Source organism: Schinkia acidoalkalinis, assembly GCF_054301215.1.
In genome coordinates, this window is the sequence record NZ_CP182573.1 from 2,110,617 (window position 1) to 2,130,637 (window position 20,021).

Genomic DNA, 20,021 nt, shown 5'->3' on the forward strand with positions numbered 1-20,021 from the left:
CTTGAACAGTACAAACAGAAAAACGCTTTGGTTTTTTCCAAAGCACACCTCTTACTATTATTGGATGAAAGTATGTAATGAATGATAATCCGGATTTCGTTCAAGTGCTTCCTGACAATCCTCACAAATTGATTTAACTAGAATGTCCCCATTTGTATCATAATTTATCATATCCAGTCTTTCTTCCTCATTTAACAGATGAAATCCTAATGTTTTAGAATCAATCCTATCTGCATCCACTTCACCCATTTGTATATTGCAGTGCCTGCAGTAATAACGAATAGGCATAGTAACCCTCCTTAATGAGACCTTTAAAATTATTATGGGCACGTTAAGGGGATTCTATACTTGCACAGTTACTTTTGATTGAATTCATTCATCACTTCTAAAAACGACCTTGAAAGCCATGCTTCGCAAGCATCAGTAGCATCTTTAATTGCACCTTCAATCTGAGGCTGCTCGTCTTTGGAAAATACACCTAAGACGTAGTCAACTACCTGCATTCCGTTTTTCGGGCGATCGATGCCAATTCTGAGCCGCTTAAAGTCTTGTGTACCTAAATGCTGGATGGATGACTTTATACCATTATGTCCTCCAGCACTTCCTTTTGTACGCAGACGTATCTTCCCTGTCGGCAAATCGAGGTCATCATAAATAACAATTAGATCCTCCAATGGAATCTCATAGTAGTCTAAGAGTGGTCTAATGGATTCTCCTGATAAATTCATATATGTAAGCGGCTTTAATAATATGACCTTTTCGCCATTTATCGTCCCCATTCCATATACTCCCTTAAATTTTTCTTTGTTTAGTGAAAGGCCCCAGCGCTTACAAAGTTCATCAATGACCATAAAACCGACATTATGCCTTGTTTTTTCATAATTTTTCCCTGGGTTTCCCAAGCCAACGAAATATTTCAATGGTTTATTCCCTCTCTTTACATCAAATCATCTTGGCACATATCTAAAAGACGTAACCAAATTTTGGCTACGTCTTATTATATCATTATTCTGCTTCTGTATTCACATTTTCATCTTGGTCTTTTGCTTCACCTGTATCCTGAACTTCCCCGCTGCCAACTTCATCTTCGACTTTTGGCTGCAGGATGGAAGCTATGACCGTATCTTTATCATCGATAATTTCATATTTACCATCGACTTTAATATCGCCAGCGGTAATAACATCACCAATATTGTACTGTGAGATATCAATGTCAATCTTTTCGGGAATATCCCTAGGTAAAGAACGCACGGTCACTTTATACAATGGCTGCTGTAATGTACCGCCGTCCTTTACTCCCTGTGCATCGCCAACTAGATTCACGACCACTTCAACATCAATTTCCGATGACATATTCACAATAAAGAAATCGGCATGGACCACTTCACCGTTAAGCGGATTCATTTGCACATCATGAAGCATGACAGATTCTGTGCTGTCATTTTCCACCTTCAACTGGAGGATGGCATTACGTCCAGCCTTTCTCATTGTTTTCTTGAATTCAAGTGCATCGAAATAAATATGTTTTGTTGGTTTGTTTTTCCCATAGACAACAGCAGGTATTTTGCCGTTTCCACGCAGCCTCGTAATCGCTGATTTTTTAAAATCTTCTCTTTTCATTGCAGAAATTGTAGACAAGAATAAGCACCTTCCTCATGGAAATATTTTATCCCTTCTATCAATTTCTCCAAAAGCCCGGGAAAGCAAACATTAATTTTAATAAATTATATGACCTTTATGTGATCAATCGAATAATGTACTTACTGATTGTTCCTCATGAACGCGAATGATCGCTTCACTGATTAAAGGTGCAACTGAAAGTTCGATTAATTTTGGAATTTTCTTTTCTTCCGGTAATGCAATTGTATTCGTCACAACAAGCTCTTTAATCTTTGAATTCATAATTCTTTCCATTGCTGGGCCAGATAGAACTGGATGTGTACAGCATGCATATACTTCTTTTGCCCCATGTTCAACAAGAGCATTGGCTGCAAGTGTAATAGTTCCAGCTGTATCAATGATATCGTCAATTAGAATAGCCGTTTTTCCTTCAATGTTACCAATAATATTCATAATCTCAGCCACATTTGGACGTGGACGGCGCTTATCAATAATTGCAATTGGTGCTTTCAAGCGATCTGCCATCTTTCTTGCACGTGTTACACCACCATGGTCAGGTGAAACAACAACGATGTCCTCTAAATTTTTCTGTTTGAAATAATCAGTTAAAATAGGTACTGCTTGCAGATGGTCTACTTGAATATCAAAAAATCCTTGAATTTGCGGTGCATGTAGGTCAAGAAGGATGACACGTGATGCTCCAGCTGTTTCAAGTAAATTTGCAACTAATTTAGAAGTAATCGGCTCACGTGCACGTGCCTTCCGGTCTTGACGAGCATAACCATAATAAGGCATAACAACGTTAATTGTTTTAGCTGAAGCACGTTTAAGAGCATCAATCATGATTAAAACTTCCATCAAATGTTCGTTAACTGGTGCACTTGTAGGTTGAATAACATATACATCACAGCCGCGAATACTTTCGTCAATGTTGATTTGTACCTCTCCATCGCTAAAGCGTGCTACAGAACATTTTCCCATTTCAATTCCGATATGTTCAACGATTTCATAAGCTAAAGCAGGATTTGAATTTAAGGTGAACACTTTTAAATTTGGGTCAAGATATTGGTTTGGCATTGTTGAAATAAACCTCCGTAATTTTTATTGATTAGCTTTCTTTTTTTCGATATATCCAATTTTATTAACTTGTCTTGCGCGGGCAATCGATAAACTACTTTCAGGGACATCTTCAGTAATGGTTGACCCAGCGGCAATAAAGGAATCTTTCCCTATTGTGACCGGTGCAACCAAATTTGAATTGCAGCCAACAAATACTCCATCTTCTATTTTCGTTAGATGCTTCTTCTCACCATCATAATTAACGGTAATTGAGCCGCAGCCAATATTGACATCTTTGCCGACTTCGGCATCACCAATATAGCTGAGATGAGAAACTTTACTTCCCGTCCCCAATACTGATTTCTTGACCTCTACAAAGTTGCCAATCTTCACTTCATCGTGTAAAGTAGATTGCGGTCTAATATGAGCAAACGGTCCGATATTCACACCGTTGCCAATTTCGCTATCATAGACAGCAGAATGGCGAATCACTGTGCGATCACCGACTATACAATGATCCACCTCACTATTAGGACCGATGATGCTATCACTACCGATCACTGACTTTCCTTTGATAACAGACCCAGGATAAATAACGGTATCACTGCCAATAATTGCTTCTGCCGATATATATGTATTAGCAGGATCAATTATCGTTACCCCATTCTTCATATGGGTGATGTTGATTCTCTTCTTCATTATCCGCTCTGCTTCAGAAAGTGCAATTCTATCATTTACACCTAAAGTTTCTTCCATATCGTTCGTTTGATACGCTGATATTGTTTCACCTTTGTTCTTCAAGATTTCAATAACATCAGGTAAATAAAACTCACCTTGGGCATTATCATTTTTTACTTCTTTAAGGGCCTGAAAAAGAGATTGATTATCAAAACAATAGGTGCCTGTATTTATCTCTTTTACTCTTAATTCACTTTCATTTGCATCTTTGTGTTCAACAATCTTTTCAACAAAGCCGTTCTCATTTCGAATAATGCGCCCGTATCCAGTTGGATCATCGGAATAAGCAGTTAGAATGGTCGCCTTCGCATTTGTCTCTGTATGATGCTCTAGAAGAGCTTTCATTGTATCAGGTGTAATTAAAGGTGTATCACCACAAATAACGAGTGTTGTTCCTTCTTCATTGCCGAGAAGAGATTCTGCTTGTCGAACCGCATGTGCAGTCCCAAGCTGCTCTTCCTGAAGAGCATACTCGCATTTATTTCCTAAATATTGCTTCACCTTTTCCGCCCCGTGGCCAATAATGGTCACGATTTTTTCCATAGTAAGTATAGATACATGGTCAATGACATGCTCCACCATCGGCTTTCCGCAGACAGGATGCAAAACTTTATAAAGCTTTGACTTCATCCTTGTGCCTTGACCAGCTGCTAAAATAACGGCATAACGATTCATAGAAAACCCCCACTCGACACCTTTTTACCACCTTCGAATATATCGCAAAAGCCAGCCTATTTCAACATATCAACGTAAATATGAAGAAAATTCCTATAAAATATACATAAAAAAGGCTGCCTCAAAAGGATTTAGTACATACAAGCGCAAAAAGGCGCGGGTACTAAATACTGTTGAGACAGCCCTTTAGTTTTAAATTTAAAATTTAGGAGGCTCCTGCTTCTTCATATTCCACTTCATCAAGCTCCCCTAAACGATGATATTCAGCCAAAACTGCATCTTGAATTTTTCCACGAGTGGAAGAATTAATAGGATGAGCTATATCACGGAATTCTCCATCAGGAGTACGTTTACTTGGCATTGCCACAAATAAACCGTTATTCCCATCAATTACTCGAATATCATGAACAACAAATTCATGATCAAGCGTAATGGAGGCGATGGCTCTCATGCGTCCCTCGGTGTTCACGCGGCGTAATCTTACGTCTGTTACTTCCATCTGTATCACCACCTTTTTCCTAACTAAATAAAAACATATTACCAGTAATTCAACAAAATTTAGTTAAATCCTTCTAGTTCACAAAAAATTTACAAAAAAAATCCAACTTCTCATACAAAAGTTGGACATTTTGTGAACACATATTTAACTACTATTTTACTAAGGCAACTACCTCAATTTCTACTAGTGCATCCTTCGGAAGTCTTGCAACCTCCACACATGATCTTGCTGGCTTATGCTCGCTGAAATACTGTCCATAAACTTCATTTAGTCTAGTAAAATCATTCATATCTTTGATAAAAACAGTCGTTTTAATGACTGTTTCAAATGACGCACCTGCTTCAGCAAGTACGGCTTTAAGGTTAGCAAATACTTGATGTGTTTGCGCTTCAATATCACCAGTTACCATTTCTCCTGCGGGCGTTAATGGAATTTGTCCAGAGCTATAAAATAGATTGTTAACAACAATCCCCTGAGAATATGGTCCGATAGCTGCAGGTGCATTTTCTGTATGAACGGCTTTCATTTCTATTCCTCCTAATGATTACTCCTCTATACTTAATGGCTTGGCAAATCTGAAATAATTGCCTTCTTCCACTTCAATCTGCTTTTCTTTCACATTTACTTTTGATAGTTGTACGATGGAAATATACTCATCAACTAAACGCTCTTCCGTATCTTCTGACTCTACTAAAACACCAATGCCGGCTACAGTAGCTTTGAATTCTTCCAGCATACTGACCATACCGTTTATCGTTCCTCCAGCTTTCATAAAGTCGTCTATAATGAGAACATGTGACCCTTCTGCTAAACTTCTTCTTGAAAGCACCATGTTCTGGATTCTCTTCGTTGACCCTGAAACATAATTGATACTCACTGTTGACCCTTCTGTTACTTTACTGTCACGGCGTACTATTACGACCGGAACATCCAAGTAGGACGCAACCGCATAGGCAATGGAGATTCCTTTCGTTGCGACAGTCATGACAACATCAATTTTGCGGTCAGCAAAAACAGATGCAAATAACCGACCAATTCTATTAACAATCCGCGGGTTGCCCAAGATATCATTTAAGTATAAATAACCGCCTGGAAGAAGCCGATCTGGCTCAGCCAGTTGACCACGTAGCTGTTCAATAAACTCATGCGCTTCTGTTTCCGAGGCATGTGGGATAAATTTAACCCCGCCTGCTGCTCCAGGCACTGTATGTAATGAACCGATTCCTTGCTCTTCAAAGGTTTGTTTAATAATTCCTAAATCTTCACTAATCGATGACTTTGCGGCTCCGTAACGATCTGCGAAAAAAGAAAGTGATACTAAGTGGCGGGGATGATCCAACAAATAGCTTGTCATATCTACCAATCTTCCGCTTCGTCTTATTTTCATACATGTTCACCCCCTAAATCCGAATGTTTTATAGTTACTATACCATCTTTATACGGATTTAATCAAGGGTCAGCCTATTTTAACCTTCATTTCTCTGACCTAACATTCTTACAGCATACACTTGGTCGCAAAAGCCCCTTAATCCATTATAAATTCGATGAAGACGTGATTGATATTGGACAAGACCATAAACAGTCGGCCCACTGCCACTCATTAAAACGGCATCCGCCCCAAAGCGATTCATCTGTACTTTAATATGGTTGACCTCGGGATGAAGCTTTAATGTTACAGTTTCCAACACATTACCGACATTTTCACATATCCCTTTGAAATCATGATTATTTATAGCACGAATCATCGCGTCTGTATCTGGGTGCTTCACTTGGTCCACCTTTAAATTGCGGTATACATCTGCAGTTGAAACGCCAATTGTCGGTTTAGCCAGGATAACCCAACATGGCGGTGGTGCCGCTATAGGCTCGATTATTTCGCCTCGTCCTGTGGCAATCGCCGTACCTCCATACACACAGAATGACACATCCGAGCCAATTTCTGCACCCAGTTCCGCAAGTTCATCTAAAGAAAGTCCTAAATTCCACAACTTGTTTAAACCTCTTAGTGTTGCCGCTGCATCACTGCTTCCTCCAGCCAATCCAGCAGCAACAGGAATTACCTTAGAGATTAAAATGGAAACACCCTTTTTTACGCCAAACCTCTCTTTTAAAAGTTTGGCTGCCTGATAAGCAAGATTCCGTTCATCATCAGGAACAAACCGATTATGCGAGAGGATGCTGATTTTATTTTCTTCTTGCTCTTCTAGTTCAATCCGATCCGCCAAATCGATGGTAGTCATTATCATTTTTACCTCATGATAACCATCATCTCGTTTGTGTAAAACATCTAAGGATAAATTAATTTTTGCCGGCGCTTTTACTAATATTCGATTGCCCATCCTATTTCACCTACTAACTACAACTTCTCTTTTTCGTATATTGTATCATAAACAACAAGTATAACCATTTTTAATAAAAAAAAACCGAAGCTATTTTTAGCTTCGGTTATCGCAGTAGTTTAGTTGTCATAAGGACGTGATTTACTGTTTTTGCTGGTTCACCAAATTTTGCTGTGCCATTTCAACAGCGCGCTTCACCATGCTTCCGGCTTGTCTTGCTGTTATACCGCCCCAGCCTTCAGCTTGTACAGTATCGTAAAATCCAAGTTCCTTTGCGAGTTCATCTTTAAATTGTTGGGACATTAAGCCTTTTCGTCTGCCCATAAAGAATGCTCCCTCCTAAAACTGCGATAGTTTTAGTATGAGGAGATTAGCATGAAGTCATTCATTGATGAATACCCCCATGAGCTGCAACCATGAATAAAACGATTCCATCAGCCGATTATCGTTTCCTATAGTGATTGGACAACTTAGGTTTGTATCCAAGCACTTCCCAAAAAAGGCAGTTAAAAAGACAGTAAACTCGATTTACTGTCCGCTTATCGCAATGCTCCCCGCACTTTCATCTAAAAAAGTTAATTCGACTGTTTCTGTTAAAACGTCTGCATAACTGTATGATACACGTTCGAATGAATTTTCTTGTTGATCAAGTTCAATAATGAAAACTGAAGGATACGTTTCAGCCAAAACTCCAGACCTTTCAATCGTCTTGCGGCGCCCACCATTTGCTTTTAATGTTAGGCGTTTCCCAAGATTATTGTCGAGGATCCGTTTAATGTCTAACAAAGTTTTTCCCATTCGTTCCACCTCACTATGTATAGTATATCACTCAGCACCACTTTAGTCAAATAAAACTAAAATTATATCAGTGACACCTTTTTACTGTCAATGGGTTTTTTGCTTATTTAACAACTATTTTTGTGAACATAGTAGTATTATCCCTTGGTTTGTCAAAATTATGTATTTTTTGAGTATATTTTTACTCCTTTAATAATAAAAGCTGTCTTTAAAGTATAGGCCATCGCTAAGAGAGTAATATCCAATATTTTGAATATATACATTCCTACAATCACACTAACCTTTAAAGACAGCTGATTATTCAAAATCCGGGTCACTATAGGGCATGCCTATTCGAAGCAGCCCTCTTGTCTCAACTCCGCCTAAGCCTTTTTCTCCTGTCAATGTATTGCGCAGCACATCCCACACATTAATATGGTCCTTAATCGGTGTATAACTAATCTTAGCTACAATATAAACCGGGTCAAGAGCGTGGATATTGATGCGGGTTGGTGAGCTCGCAAAATTAGCCCCCGCTTTTATTAATGATTCAAAATGGGATTGACACGCACCAGCGAAAATAACGAGTTGATCTAAATGTGGTACTTTCTTTCTTGCCTCAAAGACAGTTTGTGCAAAATAGCGGGAATGGCGATAAGCCTTGATATCACTTTGTTTCCCCTTTGACTTAATATAGGCATCATGACCGGTTACAACTAATATATCGGGACGTATTTGATCAATTAGCTTTCCCACCTTTTCAGGCATCTCTTTTTCGTTCATATGGACACCAAACATCGGAACATTAAGTCTCTCGTATAATGCTCGACACTTTTGTAAATAAACGGGGTCGCCATCTAAATGAAGGACACGACCCGGCATTTGAAAGAACATCTCGTTATGACTATAGCCTCCCGATGCCTGATATTCATTTCTTTGACGGATTAAATTATAATCTTGGCGGAATAACCAGTTTGATTTATTTACTTTTTCTTTTTCCTTTTTTTGTCTGCTTTTATATTCCTTATCATCAATACTTATTAAGTCTAATAGCGGAGCGTCAGCAATAAGCCTAACATCTTCACCAAATAAAATCGCTGTAGTGTTATTGATTTCCGTTACTCGAAAGAGCAAATCCTGCTGGTAGGATATGCGGGCAACCATATCACCTACTTTAATATCCATATTTCCCCCCTCCACATAGACCAGTTCCAATACTGCCTTTTATAGCCTATGTATCAAGAAGGAAAATGTGATTAGAATGATTAGAAAAACACGTGGGGATAGAGCTCATCGCTCAGCTTTCCAAACTCGAGGATACTTAAGGTCTCACCGCGTCTTTTCGGATCAATGTCAGCAGCCAGAAGGGCCTTCTCAATTTCCTGCTTCTCAAGTTTGCCAGAAAAGTGGCTCGTTAAATTATTAAAAATGGTCTTCCGGCGTTGGGCAAAGCTCGCTCTAACAACCGTAAAGAAAAAGTCCTCATTTTTCACCTGAACAGGTGGTTCCTTTCTTTTGATTAATCGAATTACCGCAGAATCAACATTAGGTTGCGGAATAAATACCGTTTTTGGTACTGTCATCACAGTTTTGGCTTCCGTATAATATTGAATTGCAATCGATAAAGATCCATAATCCTTAGTTCCTGGTGAAGCTGCAATGCGGTCGGCAACCTCCTTTTGAAGCATAACAACAATTCCACGAATCGGCAGATGCTCAGTTAAGAGCTTCATAATGATTGGCGTTGTTACATAATAGGGCAGATTAGCAACAACCATTAGGTCCTGGCCTTCCGCAAATTCCTCAGCAATGACTTCTTTTACATTCGCTTTTAATACATCTTCATGGATGACCTTCACATGCGGGTATGGTGCAAGTGTTTCCTCCAAGATTGGCAAGAGACGGCCGTCAATCTCAAATGCGACTACCTTTTCTGCACGCTTTGCCAGCTGTTCCGTTAATGCCCCAATCCCTGGGCCGATTTCAATTGCACCACTGTTCTCTGTTAGTTCAGCAAAATCAACAATTCGGTTTAAAATATTTAAATCAATGAGGAAGTTCTGTCCTAAGCTTTTTTTAAAGGAAAATCCGTGTTTTTCCAAAATGGTTCTAGTTCGTACCGGTGTTGCAATATCCTTTGTCATTTGGTTTCCTCCTGCAATACTTGAAGTACCGCTTCTAAAAAAATTGATTTTTTTATTTGAAACATATTTAAGCGTTTATGTAGTTGTTTTCCGTTCGTATAACCTATTTTTAAGATTGACCCAAGCCTTTCTCTTCTTTCTTTCGAGCGGGCTTCACCGATTAGACCAGCTTCAATTAGGTCTTCGTGAGTAATTTCCTCTTCCACATCAATCATTTCTTGTTTTACAGCATGCAAGGCTTTTTGAATCGCCTCGATGGATGCATGTTCAACACCAAGTCCTTTCCCCTTCTTGGGGATTGCCTCATGTCTTGGTAAAAAAGCATGCTTACAGCCCGGCACCCGTTCTGAAATAATCTTGCGAATCCGCTCACCGGGATAATCAGGGTCTGTAAAAATGATTACACCACGCGTGTTTTGAGCAAGACGAATTTGTTCAATGGTTGCCTCACTTATTTCAGAACCATTTGTTTCAATGGTATCGGCCTCGACAGCTCTTTTTACACGGACAGTATCATCTTTCCCCTCAACAACAATAATCTCTTTTATTTTTTTCATTTTTTCCTCCAATTTGGAAAAGCTCAAAGCTAGTTTAGCGAAGTCCACTAGTCGCTGGGCGCCGGAGCTAGACATCAATATACCAAATTTTATTATATATACAAGTATAAGCGAAAATGTATAAAATAAAAAACACAGAGGTGCTTATCCTCTGTGTTATTCTAAAACTTTAATTTTAACAGTTTGGCGGCCGTAGCTCCCAACCTCTTTTTCATTTGACATAAAAAGGTCAATTTTATTGCCTTTAATTGAACTTCCGGTATCAGCTGCAATGGCATAACCATAGCCCTCCACCCATACTTTTGTTCCTAATGGAATGATGTCTGGGTCAACGGCAATTACCTTTGCGCCAGGGTTTGTCCGTAAGTTAACTCCAGTAGCTGTTTTGCCGGTGCACCCACTACAGTATGCTGTATAGGCAGTAGCTTGGACATAAAATTCCTTTTTAACAGGATTATCATAGCCGCGTGATGTTTGTTTTTTAATTGGCTTTGTTCCTAAAGCAACAATTTTGTCTTTACTGTCTTTGACTTTTTCACTGCTTACTAGTTTTCTAGAAACTTCTTTCCCATTTTCCAAAATCACTTCAAAGGTCTGCTTCTCCAGTCCTTTTTCACCTTGATCGACTACCCGCTTTTCACCCGACGGTAGGGATGAATCTTTTCGAGTTACAACTGCAAAATCAACTGGTGCTTCCACCACATCGGTGACCTTTTCTACGCGTGTTATCTTAACTACCATATTTTTCGTGACTTGAGAGTTAGCTTCTGGCTCTACGCGGTCAAGTTCATTCAGTTTAATTTCTTGGTGCTTTAAAAGGTCAACGACAGTAGTCGAAGTGGTCCAAACTTGCTTTTTCTCATTTTTATCTTTGATTGTTACAAGAAAAGCAGTATCTACGATAATTTCTGTGTTTTGATCTAGCTCTGTATCCCTACTTGGACTAATTCTATCATGTTCATTTAATGTGACTTTTTGTTCTTTAATGAAATCCCCTACAGTTTTTGCTGCTGACCAAACTGTTTGTTCTTTCCCCCAGGCTACAAATCTAATTGGTTTTGCCGGGTCCCATGTTACTCTCATTTTTGCCGTTACTGGCGAATCCAAGGGTGGCGAGACTTTATCCTGCTCTAAAACTTCTAAATCAAGGTCTGATAATAGTTCTTTTACTGACTTTGCATGGGTTCGAACCGTCTCCTCTTTTCCGTCTAAAACAACCGTGACCGGCTGTTTAGTTACCTGATACCCCAGTATCGCAAGCATAATAATTGCTAGAATACTAGATAAGGCAACTATATTTTTTTTCGATTTCAGCATTCATTTGCCTCCTTCTTACGGAGTGATTATATAAGAGCCCTTTATCAGTTGTCAACTAAGATCTACCACCTCTTCCTGTTTCGGGTATGTGCAGACAGGTTATGAATTGTCTGTCGTTTCACATTATAAAGGCAATTTGTTAAGGAAATCCACCCAAAAATATCGACAACAAGATTCGATAAATACATAAAAAATAAAAAACAAGCTGAATATCGCTCCCTAAAGTGATTGGACAGGTCGCAATATTCAGCTTGTCTCTTACAAAATATTGTGTATTTATAATTATGAAATTCGAAAGACTGTTTTTGCATTTAGCGTGGTTTGCTGGGCTACTTCCTCATAGGTAGTGCCTTTTAGCTCAGCAATTTGTTCAGCCACTAATTTTACATAGGCAGGCTCATTTCTTTTGCCGCGATAAGGATGTGGCGTTAAGTATGGACAGTCCGTTTCAATTAGTAATTTTTCCAAAGGAAGATCAGTGACCACTTCCTTTGGCTTTTTTGCATTTTTAAACGTAACGGGACCGCCAAATGATATATAGAAATTCATCGCAATGCATTCCTTTGCCGTTTCAATGCTACCGCTAAAGCAATGCATAATTCCGCCAACTTCAGCGGCATTCTCTTCTTTTAAAATTTCGACAATATCCTGAGTTGCTTCACGGTTATGGATAATAATCGGCAGATTCACTTTTTTGGCTAAGCGGATTTGTTTCCGAAAGACATCTTTTTGAATATCCTTCGGTGATTTATCCCAGTAATAATCCAAGCCCATTTCACCAAGGGCTACAACCTTTGGGTGGCTTGCAAGCTCTTCCATCCAAAGAAGATCATCCTCTTGCATGTCAATTGCATCGACAGGATGCCAGCCAACGGAAGCATAGATAAAATCATATTTTTCAGCAATTCTGATCGCATCTTGAATGGTTTGTTTATCAAATCCAACGCAGACCATAGTAGACACCCCTTCAGCCTGCGCGCGCTTTATGACTTCCTCCTCATCCTCTGCAAATTGGCTTGCATTGAGATGAACATGGGTATCAAATAGCATAGTAAAACTCCCTTGTTTACTTTATTTTTGTTCCATTTGGAATGCTGGCATCAATGGTAGCAACCTTAAGTTTTCCATTGTCTTTACCGGCTAAAATCATTCCTTGAGAAAGCTCGCCACGCAATTTCACCGGCTTTAAGTTCGTTACGCAAATGACCTTTTGGCCGGTAAGCTCTTCTGGAGAATAATATTCGGCAATACCGGAAACAACTTGGCGTTTTTCATAGCCTAAATCTAATTGCAGCTTTAACAGCTTATCTGCCTTTTTAATTTTTTCAACTTGGATTACTTCTGCAACACGAAGTTCTACTTTCATAAAATCATCGATCGTGATTTCTTCAACTTCAGGAATTACTTGCTCTTCACTTTTTGCTTCAGAAGCAGCTTCTTCTGGCTTTGGAGCAGGTGGCTGCATGTCTTTCTTAATAGCCTCTACTTCTTTTTCAGTTTCAAGTCTTGGGAAAATAGGCTCACCTTTCTGTACCTTCGTACCGCCTTTGATTACTCCAAATTGATATAGACTTTCCCAGTTGGTCAATTCTTCACCGTTAATACCTAGCTGCTCCCAGATTTTTTGAGGTGCTCTTGTTAAAAACGGCTGCAGCATAATGGAAGTTTGTCTTAATGACTCCGCCAAATGGCACATAACAGAAGCTAAGTCTTTTTTCTTATTTTCATCCTTAGCTAAAGTCCATGGCTGCGTCTCATCAATATATTTATTGGTGCGGCTAACAAGCTGCCAAATTGCTGCTAATGCAACAGAAAATTCCATTTTTTCCATGGCTTCTTCTACTTTTTCGACCGTTTCTTTTGCCATTTTTTCAATGGATTGGTCTAAATCTGTCACATGTCCTTCATACTGCGGAATTTGACCGTCAAAGTATTTATCAATCATCGCAACCGTACGATTCAATAAGTTTCCTAAATCATTGGCCAAGTCAAAGTTAATGCGGTCAACAAAGCCCTCCGGTGTGAAGACGCCATCTGATCCAAATGGAACTTCCCGCAGCAAGTAATAGCGAAGTGCATCAAGGCCATAACGATCAATTAATGTAACTGGATCGATAACATTTCCCTTTGATTTCGACATTTTTCCATCTTTCATTAATAGCCAGCCATGTGCAAAAACCTTTTTTGGAAGCGGTAAATCTAAAGCCATCAGCATAATTGGCCAATAAATTGTGTGGAAACGGACAATTTCCTTTCCAACTAAATGGACATCAGCCGGCCAGTATTTTTGATATTTCTCGTCATTTTCAGAATCGTATCCCAAAGCAGTAATATAATTTGATAACGCATCAATCCATACGTAAATAACATGCTTTGGGTTGCCAGGCACTTTAATGCCCCAATCAAATGTTGTTCTTGATACAGCTAAATCCTCTAAGCCTGGCTTAATAAAGTTATTAATCATTTCATTTTTGCGTGATTCAGGTTGAATAAATTCAGGATTTTCCTCGTAATATTGGAGCAAGCGATCAACATACTTGCTCATCTTAAAGAAGTAAGACTCCTCTTTTACCTTCTCAACAGGACGACCACAATCAGGACAATTGCCCTCTTCAATTTGGCGCTCTGTAAAGAATGATTCACATGGTGTACAATACCAGCCTTCATACTCATCTAAATAAATGTCGCCTTGTTCAACCAATCGTGCAAAAATCTTTTCGACAATCTTTTTATGGCGCTCTTCCGTTGTGCGGATGAAATCATCATAAGATATATCAAGCTTTTTCCATAAATCTTGAATCCCTGATACAATACCATCAACAAATGCTTGAGGGCTAACACCTTTTTCCTCTGCTTTCCTTTGAATCTTCTGTCCATGCTCGTCAGTACCTGTCAAGTACATGACATCAAAACCACGAAGGCGCTTATAGCGTGCCATTGCATCTCCAGCCACCGTAGTATAAGCATGCCCTATATGTAATTTGTCACTTGGATAGTAAATCGGAGTTGTTAAATAAAATGTCTTTTTTTCACTCATATTAGATATCCCCTTTAAACCTTTTGTAATGTTCGTACCTTTTATATTATCACCAAAATATACCTAATCGAAAGTAATGCTGTCAAGATTCCTTTTTTTGATTTTGTAGTGAGCAAAATACTTGTTGAATTTTGTCGTATTTTTATATAATAGATAATAAACATTAGTTTGAAAATAAGGGATTAAATGTAAGAGTCTGAATATTTACCATTCTTATAGTGTGAATAAGGAAAGTTTATATAACAGTAGTTTACGAGCTTGCTACATACATTTTTTTATAAATTCTACACTTTTTTACAAAATAAAAATTGACTACTTTTGGAAAAGTTGATATGATGAAAACAGATGAAATTTGTCGAATCATGACGAATTATACAATATATATAATCTACATTCAAAGGGAGAATGGTCAAATGAAATCTACAGGTATCGTTCGCAAAGTTGATGAATTAGGACGTGTCGTTATTCCAATCGAATTACGCCGTACACTAGGGATTGCAGAAAAAGATGCGCTTGAAATTTATGTTGATGATGATCGCATCGTTTTAAAGAAATATAAGCCTAATATGACTTGCTATATTACTGGGGAAGTTTCAGATAGCAATTTCACACTTGCTAATGGGAAAATTGTACTAAGCCGTGAAGGTGCAGAACAATTATTAAAAGAGCTTCAAGATAACCTTGCAGTAGCAAAATAAGTCAAATACAAAGTGAATTTGAATATGCAAAAGAGGCTAAGAAATTGTTTAGCCTCTTTTTTATATACATATAAGGATTTCATTAGCCAATATTGTGAGCAATCTTGATTGGACAACGTGAAAATCTAATGGTCAGATTATCCTTAAGTTTTTATGCGGACAAACACGAAAATAGTCTCACTTCCCCGAAATACCCAGATGTTTTTTCGTGTCCGCATAAAAACTTGCATTATATAAATTAGTTGATTGTCCAATCACATTTGGGAACAATCATTGGCTGATGGAATCCTTCTTTGGCAATTAAAAGAGGCTGGATGCCCCCGTTTCCTTATTCTATATGAAACAATTGGTATACCTCTCGTTTCGGTATCCCGCGCTCATCTGCCACCTTTTTAATAGCATCCTTCGAGCGCAAGCCCTCTTTTTCAATATAGTACTCGACATGCTCTTTAATATGTAAGTCTGACCACCAACAATCCTCATCTTGCAGCTCTTCGGCATTGGCTCCTTCAACAATAATGCAGAATTCCCCGCGAACGTTCTCCTCATCTGCCCATTCGATAAGCTCGCTCATAGTCCCTCTAATATACTCTTCAAACTTTTTAGTTAACTCTCTTGAAAGGGATGCCCGACGCTCGGCTCCCAAAACCTTTTCAATAGCAGTCAATGTCTCTTTCAGACGATGCGGGGCCTCATAAAATATAATTGGATCCGTAAATCCCTTCAGTTTTTCCAGCTCTGTCACTCTTTCCTTTTTTCCTCTTGGTAAAAAGCCATAATAATAAAAGTGATCTGTTGGCAGTCCAGAAGCAATAAGGGCAGTTAGAGCCGCATTGGCTCCCGGCAAAGCAATAACCGCAATATTTTCCTCAAGTGCTTCAACAACCAAGTCATAGCCCGGGTCGGATATAGCGGGCATTCCCGCATCGCTCACCAACGCTACGGTCTTCCCATTTCTTATTTCTTCAAGTAATTTAGTTCCACTTTCCCGTTTATTATGCTCATGATAGCTTGTCAGCGGTGTTGAAATTTCAAAATGGTTCAAAAGCTTGACAGTCTGCCTTGTATCCTCGGCAGCAATCAAGTCAGCTTCCTGTAAAATACGAATAGCGCGGAATGTCATATCCTCTAAATTGCCAATGGGAGTCGGAACTAAGTATAATACACCTTCCGTTCTTGCACTAAAGCTCTTTTGTTGCTGTCTCACAAAACTTCCCTCTTTTCTCATCTTCCCCGCACATGGAATGGTGCTTGGTCTTTTGCATATATTTTTCCTTTTGTTCCCGTGTTAATTGTTTTATTCGATATTCTTCCTGTAAAGCTTCTCTTTTAGACTCATATTCTTCGTAGAACAAAAGTTCAACGGGGGTCCGCCCTCTTGTATACTTTGCACCTTTTCCCTTTTGATGCTTTTCAATTCTCTTTTCTAAATTATTCGTATAGCCTGTATAATACGACCCATCGTGACACTTAAGGATATACACATAATACTTATTGCTGCTTTCCATATAAAATTTCAAACATCTCCTCTGTATACTCGTTATTCTCCTGATACACATAAAGCGGAGGTAAAATTTTGAGGCCAGCTTTCCCGTACTTTGTGCCTTCTACCAGCAGTGTATTTGCTTCTTTTCCTGCCTTTGGATAAACAAGCCGCAGCCTTTTAGGCTCTATTTTATATTGTCTCATGAACATAACGATATCAAGCAGCCTTTTTGGACGATGGACAAGGGCCACTTTGCCACCGTGGCGAACAAGCCTGCTCGAAACTCTTATAACATCCTCTAATGTACAATAAATTTCATGGCGGGCAATTGCCAAATGAGGATTTTCATTATACTCAGCTTCACTTGGTGTTGGAAAATATGGCGGATTGCACGTCACTACATCAAATTGTGCGTTGCCTAAAACATTAGGCATATCATTTATGTCACCGTGAATAACAGATAGGCGATCTTCCAAGTTGTTATACTGGATACTTCTTACCGCCATATCATAAATCCGGTCTTGAATTTCAACCCCAGTAATATTCCCTTTTGTGCGTTCACTTAACAAAAGCGGAACGACAGCATTACCCGTACATAAATCAAGTAAATTTCCCTTTTGAATGGGAACATAAACGAAATTAGCCAAAAGTACTGCATCTAATGAAAAATTAAAAACAGATGGACTTTGCACAATCTTCATCCGTTCATCCAACAAATAATCTAACCGCTCATCTCCACGTAATTCAATCATGGTTGACCTTCCTTTTATGTAAAAATATAAATTATATTATTAAAAAAGCCTCTCCCATTATAGGAAAGGCTGTATAAATAGTATATATCAAAACAGGTAAAAGCCTACTTTTTATTCAAAAATGATAAGCAAAATAAACAATCTCCGTCTTTTCGTAAGCTTCCATAGTGAACATTACAAATATGAAATCCTTCTTGGTAAAGGCGCGCCAAATTATCGTATCCTTCTCCTATATCCACTGCTGATGGCTCGGAGTTCTTGTTCTTCTTTCCTTTAGAAGCGCCTTTCCTAGGCTCATCCTCAGTCTCTTTATCAAGACGTTGCCTCAGATGATGGTTTTCCACTTTTAATTGGTGGTTTTCCTCTAATAACTGTGCAAGATGTGTTTTGAATTCACCTAGCTCTTTATATAATTGACCGATTTGTTCTTGCATTTTTATCGCTTGATCAAATAATTGTTTTTTGTCCACTTTTATACACCTCTACTTGTGGCCTAAAACGACACGGTCCCTTGCTCTATTAACTCATCAATCGTATATTCAACGACACGCTCAAACTCAAGCAATTCAACTTGAATAATACCTTCTAATATATTCAAGCCAATCACTTTGCCATTTCCCTGTGGCGTTTGAATAGGGTCGCCTAAATCCGGCAACTCTGCTTTTGCCGTTTCATAGTCGTCATTTTCATACTTCAAACAACACATCAGGCGTCCGCAAAGTCCAGATATTTTAGCAGGGTTTAATGATAAGTTTTGGTCCTTAGCCATTTTTATCGATACCGGGTCGAAATCACCTAAAAACGTAGAACAACATAGCATTCTGCCGCACGGTCCAATCCCCCCGAGCATTTTTGCCTCATCCCGGACGCCGATTTGGCGAAGTTCTATCCTTGTCCTAAAAATTGCCGCTAAGTCTTTAACCAGCTCACGAAAATCAACGCGGCCATCGGCAGTAAAATAGAAAATAATTTTATTTCTATCAAACGTATACTCTACGTCTACTAGCTTCATTTCCAACCCATGCTCTTCTATTTTTTTCGTACAGGCCTCATACGCTTGCTTAGCTTCTTTTCTATTTTCCTCAACATTTGAGACATCACTTTCATCGGCAAGGCGAATCACCTTCTTTAAAGGTAGAACGATATCATTTTCATCGACTTTTTTGTGGCTGATTACAGCCTTGCCAAATTCAATGCCGCGCACAGTTTCAACGATGACAAAATCACCTTTGGCTACTTTTATTTCACCTGGATCAAAATAGTATATTTTACCCGCCTTTTTAAAGCGAACTCCGACTACATCATACAACATTATCCCTCCCGCAACTTTATTACTAGCTGCTCCATCAATAATGAAGGATTGACATTGGCATTTAACCGCTTTTTTGCTTCTAATATCATGGTTAAACAATCTGCAATCTTCCTCTGTGAAAATTGCATAGACTGCGCCTCAAGCAATTCCTTTTGATCTATATAAATGAGACTATTTTCTTCCCCAATTTGGATATATAAAAGGTCTTTAAACCATAATAATAATAAATCCAAACCTACATTAAGCTGCTCTTTTTCTTTAAAATGTGAGAGCCAATGCTCATGTAAAAAAAGAAAAGCATGGTGGCCCCTCTTTAAAAGGACCTCATTTAATTGTATCACTACATTTCGAGCTTGTGCAAACCAATCGTCTGAAATAATGGTAAGTGCCTCATTAATATTATTGGTAAGAGAGGCAACAACTTTCCCTAGATAAGTAGGGACGCCTTGTTCGTCTAATTTCTGTAAAAGAAGTTCCGGAGTCAGCGGCCTAAAATTCAAGATTTGACATCTTGATAGTATTGTCGGTAGAATTTGTTGTCCCTGTTCAGTAAGAAGTATAGCGATGGTCCGTCCACCGGGTTCCTCTAGAAATTTTAATAAGCTATTCGCTGCCTGATTTGTCATTTTATCGGCATGCTCAATGATATAGATTTTCCCCTTTGACTCCACACTCTTTTTTGAAAACTCTCGCTGTAATTCCTTAATCTGTTCCTTTTTTAACGATAAACCGTCTGGTGATAATATATAAACATCAGGATGGTTGCCAGATTCAATTCGTTTGCATTCAATACATGATTGGCAAGGCTCTGCCCCATCTCTATTCCTACAAAAGTAGCTTTTGGCAAGCTGAATGCTGACATCCTTTTTACTAGTTCCACGCCCACCTTCAAATAAATAAGCATGGGCGATACGGTCTTTTAAAATGCTATTGGTCAGCATCCGCACTACATTCGGCTGTGTTTTTCGTAGTTGCTCCCATGTTTGCATAACAATCACCACATTTTCCTGA

24 protein-coding genes are annotated in these 20,021 nt (G+C 38.8%); 1 reads left to right on the plus strand and 23 read right to left on the minus strand.

Features of this window, described 5'->3' with window-relative positions; translation table 11 throughout:
• Window positions 1-57 precede the first annotated feature (57 nt).
• The 17 genes from ACNQFZ_RS11105 to metG form a co-directional block, all read right to left on the minus strand.
• Complete coding sequence (locus tag ACNQFZ_RS11105) at window positions 58-288, minus strand: anti-sigma-F factor Fin (protein WP_458415253.1); 231 nt, start codon at window positions 286-288, stop codon at window positions 58-60.
• 68 nt (window positions 289-356) lie between these two features.
• Window positions 357-920 (minus strand): aminoacyl-tRNA hydrolase, encoded by a 564-nt coding sequence (gene pth, locus ACNQFZ_RS11110; RefSeq protein ID WP_458415254.1) that lies wholly within the window; start codon window positions 918-920, stop codon window positions 357-359.
• Between the two features lie 85 nt (window positions 921-1,005).
• Entirely contained in the window at window positions 1,006-1,638 is a 633-nt protein-coding gene (locus ACNQFZ_RS11115) for a 50S ribosomal protein L25/general stress protein Ctc (protein ID WP_458415255.1), read from the minus strand.
• A gap of 105 nt (window positions 1,639-1,743) precedes the next feature.
• Entirely contained in the window at window positions 1,744-2,697 is a 954-nt protein-coding gene (locus tag ACNQFZ_RS11120) for a ribose-phosphate diphosphokinase (RefSeq protein ID WP_458415256.1), read from the minus strand.
• Window positions 2,698-2,721: 24 nt separating this feature from the next.
• Window positions 2,722-4,092, minus strand: a complete 1,371-nt coding sequence (gene glmU / locus ACNQFZ_RS11125; RefSeq protein WP_458415257.1) for a bifunctional UDP-N-acetylglucosamine diphosphorylase/glucosamine-1-phosphate N-acetyltransferase GlmU — start codon at window positions 4,090-4,092, stop codon at window positions 2,722-2,724.
• Window positions 4,093-4,297: 205 nt separating this feature from the next.
• Window positions 4,298-4,591 carry a septation regulator SpoVG gene (spoVG, locus tag ACNQFZ_RS11130; RefSeq protein WP_458415258.1) on the minus strand — a complete coding sequence of 98 codons (294 nt, stop codon included), beginning with the start codon at window positions 4,589-4,591 and terminating at the stop codon, window positions 4,298-4,300.
• Window positions 4,592-4,742: 151 nt separating this feature from the next.
• Window positions 4,743-5,117 carry a 2-iminobutanoate/2-iminopropanoate deaminase gene (ridA, locus tag ACNQFZ_RS11135; protein ID WP_458415259.1) on the minus strand — a complete coding sequence of 125 codons (375 nt, stop codon included), beginning with the start codon at window positions 5,115-5,117 and terminating at the stop codon, window positions 4,743-4,745.
• A gap of 18 nt (window positions 5,118-5,135) precedes the next feature.
• Complete coding sequence (gene purR / locus ACNQFZ_RS11140; RefSeq protein ID WP_458415260.1) at window positions 5,136-5,978, minus strand: pur operon repressor; 843 nt, start codon at window positions 5,976-5,978, stop codon at window positions 5,136-5,138.
• A gap of 79 nt (window positions 5,979-6,057) precedes the next feature.
• On the minus strand, window positions 6,058-6,930 hold the full coding sequence (gene ispE / locus ACNQFZ_RS11145; RefSeq protein WP_458415261.1) for a 4-(cytidine 5'-diphospho)-2-C-methyl-D-erythritol kinase: 873 nt from the start codon (window positions 6,928-6,930) through the stop codon (window positions 6,058-6,060).
• Window positions 6,931-7,071: 141 nt separating this feature from the next.
• On the minus strand, window positions 7,072-7,254 hold the full coding sequence (locus tag ACNQFZ_RS11150) for a small, acid-soluble spore protein, alpha/beta type (protein WP_458415262.1): 183 nt from the start codon (window positions 7,252-7,254) through the stop codon (window positions 7,072-7,074).
• 204 nt (window positions 7,255-7,458) lie between these two features.
• The gene (gene veg / locus ACNQFZ_RS11155; RefSeq protein WP_458415263.1) at window positions 7,459-7,728 is read right to left on the minus strand and encodes a biofilm formation stimulator Veg; all 270 of its coding nucleotides are present in this window, start codon (window positions 7,726-7,728) and stop codon (window positions 7,459-7,461) included.
• Between the two features lie 297 nt (window positions 7,729-8,025).
• On the minus strand, window positions 8,026-8,892 hold the full coding sequence (gene yabG, locus ACNQFZ_RS11160) for a sporulation peptidase YabG (RefSeq protein WP_458411428.1): 867 nt from the start codon (window positions 8,890-8,892) through the stop codon (window positions 8,026-8,028).
• An 80-nt stretch (window positions 8,893-8,972) separates the two neighbouring features.
• On the minus strand, window positions 8,973-9,851 hold the full coding sequence (rsmA, locus tag ACNQFZ_RS11165) for a 16S rRNA (adenine(1518)-N(6)/adenine(1519)-N(6))-dimethyltransferase RsmA (RefSeq protein WP_458411429.1): 879 nt from the start codon (window positions 9,849-9,851) through the stop codon (window positions 8,973-8,975).
• Window positions 9,848-10,408, minus strand: a complete 561-nt coding sequence (gene rnmV, locus ACNQFZ_RS11170) for a ribonuclease M5 (protein ID WP_458411430.1) — start codon at window positions 10,406-10,408, stop codon at window positions 9,848-9,850. Before rnmV ends, rsmA begins: the two co-directional genes overlap by 4 nt.
• 156 nt (window positions 10,409-10,564) lie before the next feature.
• The gene (locus tag ACNQFZ_RS11175; RefSeq protein WP_458411431.1) at window positions 10,565-11,725 is read right to left on the minus strand and encodes a ubiquitin-like domain-containing protein; all 1,161 of its coding nucleotides are present in this window, start codon (window positions 11,723-11,725) and stop codon (window positions 10,565-10,567) included.
• 282 nt (window positions 11,726-12,007) lie between these two features.
• On the minus strand, window positions 12,008-12,775 hold the full coding sequence (locus ACNQFZ_RS11180; RefSeq protein ID WP_458411432.1) for a TatD family hydrolase: 768 nt from the start codon (window positions 12,773-12,775) through the stop codon (window positions 12,008-12,010).
• Window positions 12,776-12,791: 16 nt separating this feature from the next.
• Window positions 12,792-14,762: a methionine--tRNA ligase gene (gene metG, locus ACNQFZ_RS11185; protein WP_458411433.1), complete on the minus strand. Its 1,971-nt coding sequence runs from the start codon at window positions 14,760-14,762 to the stop codon at window positions 12,792-12,794.
• A gap of 413 nt (window positions 14,763-15,175) precedes the next feature.
• Between metG and ACNQFZ_RS11190 the strand changes: the two genes are divergently transcribed.
• Complete coding sequence (locus tag ACNQFZ_RS11190) at window positions 15,176-15,460, plus strand: AbrB/MazE/SpoVT family DNA-binding domain-containing protein (RefSeq protein WP_458411434.1); 285 nt, start codon at window positions 15,176-15,178, stop codon at window positions 15,458-15,460.
• Between the two features lie 328 nt (window positions 15,461-15,788).
• Here the strand turns inward: ACNQFZ_RS11190 and rsmI are convergent, their stop codons facing one another.
• The 6 genes from rsmI to holB form a co-directional block, all read right to left on the minus strand.
• Window positions 15,789-16,667, minus strand: a complete 879-nt coding sequence (gene rsmI, locus ACNQFZ_RS11195) for a 16S rRNA (cytidine(1402)-2'-O)-methyltransferase (RefSeq protein WP_458411435.1) — start codon at window positions 16,665-16,667, stop codon at window positions 15,789-15,791.
• Complete coding sequence (locus tag ACNQFZ_RS11200) at window positions 16,642-16,968, minus strand: GIY-YIG nuclease family protein (RefSeq protein WP_458415369.1); 327 nt, start codon at window positions 16,966-16,968, stop codon at window positions 16,642-16,644. Before ACNQFZ_RS11200 ends, rsmI begins: the two co-directional genes overlap by 26 nt.
• Window positions 16,952-17,695, minus strand: a complete 744-nt coding sequence (locus ACNQFZ_RS11205) for a tRNA1(Val) (adenine(37)-N6)-methyltransferase (RefSeq protein WP_458415370.1) — start codon at window positions 17,693-17,695, stop codon at window positions 16,952-16,954. The genes ACNQFZ_RS11200 and ACNQFZ_RS11205 overlap by 17 nt, the downstream gene beginning before the upstream one ends.
• Window positions 17,696-17,802: 107 nt before the next feature.
• Window positions 17,803-18,168, minus strand: a complete 366-nt coding sequence (yabA, locus tag ACNQFZ_RS11210) for a DNA replication initiation control protein YabA (protein WP_458411436.1) — start codon at window positions 18,166-18,168, stop codon at window positions 17,803-17,805.
• A 23-nt stretch (window positions 18,169-18,191) separates the two neighbouring features.
• The gene (locus tag ACNQFZ_RS11215; RefSeq protein ID WP_458415371.1) at window positions 18,192-19,007 is read right to left on the minus strand and encodes a PSP1 domain-containing protein; all 816 of its coding nucleotides are present in this window, start codon (window positions 19,005-19,007) and stop codon (window positions 18,192-18,194) included.
• A 2-nt stretch (window positions 19,008-19,009) separates the two neighbouring features.
• A complete protein-coding gene (holB, locus tag ACNQFZ_RS11220; protein WP_458411437.1) occupies window positions 19,010-19,999 on the minus strand; it encodes a DNA polymerase III subunit delta' in 990 nt (329 codons plus the stop codon).
• Window positions 20,000-20,021: the final 22 nt, after the last annotated feature.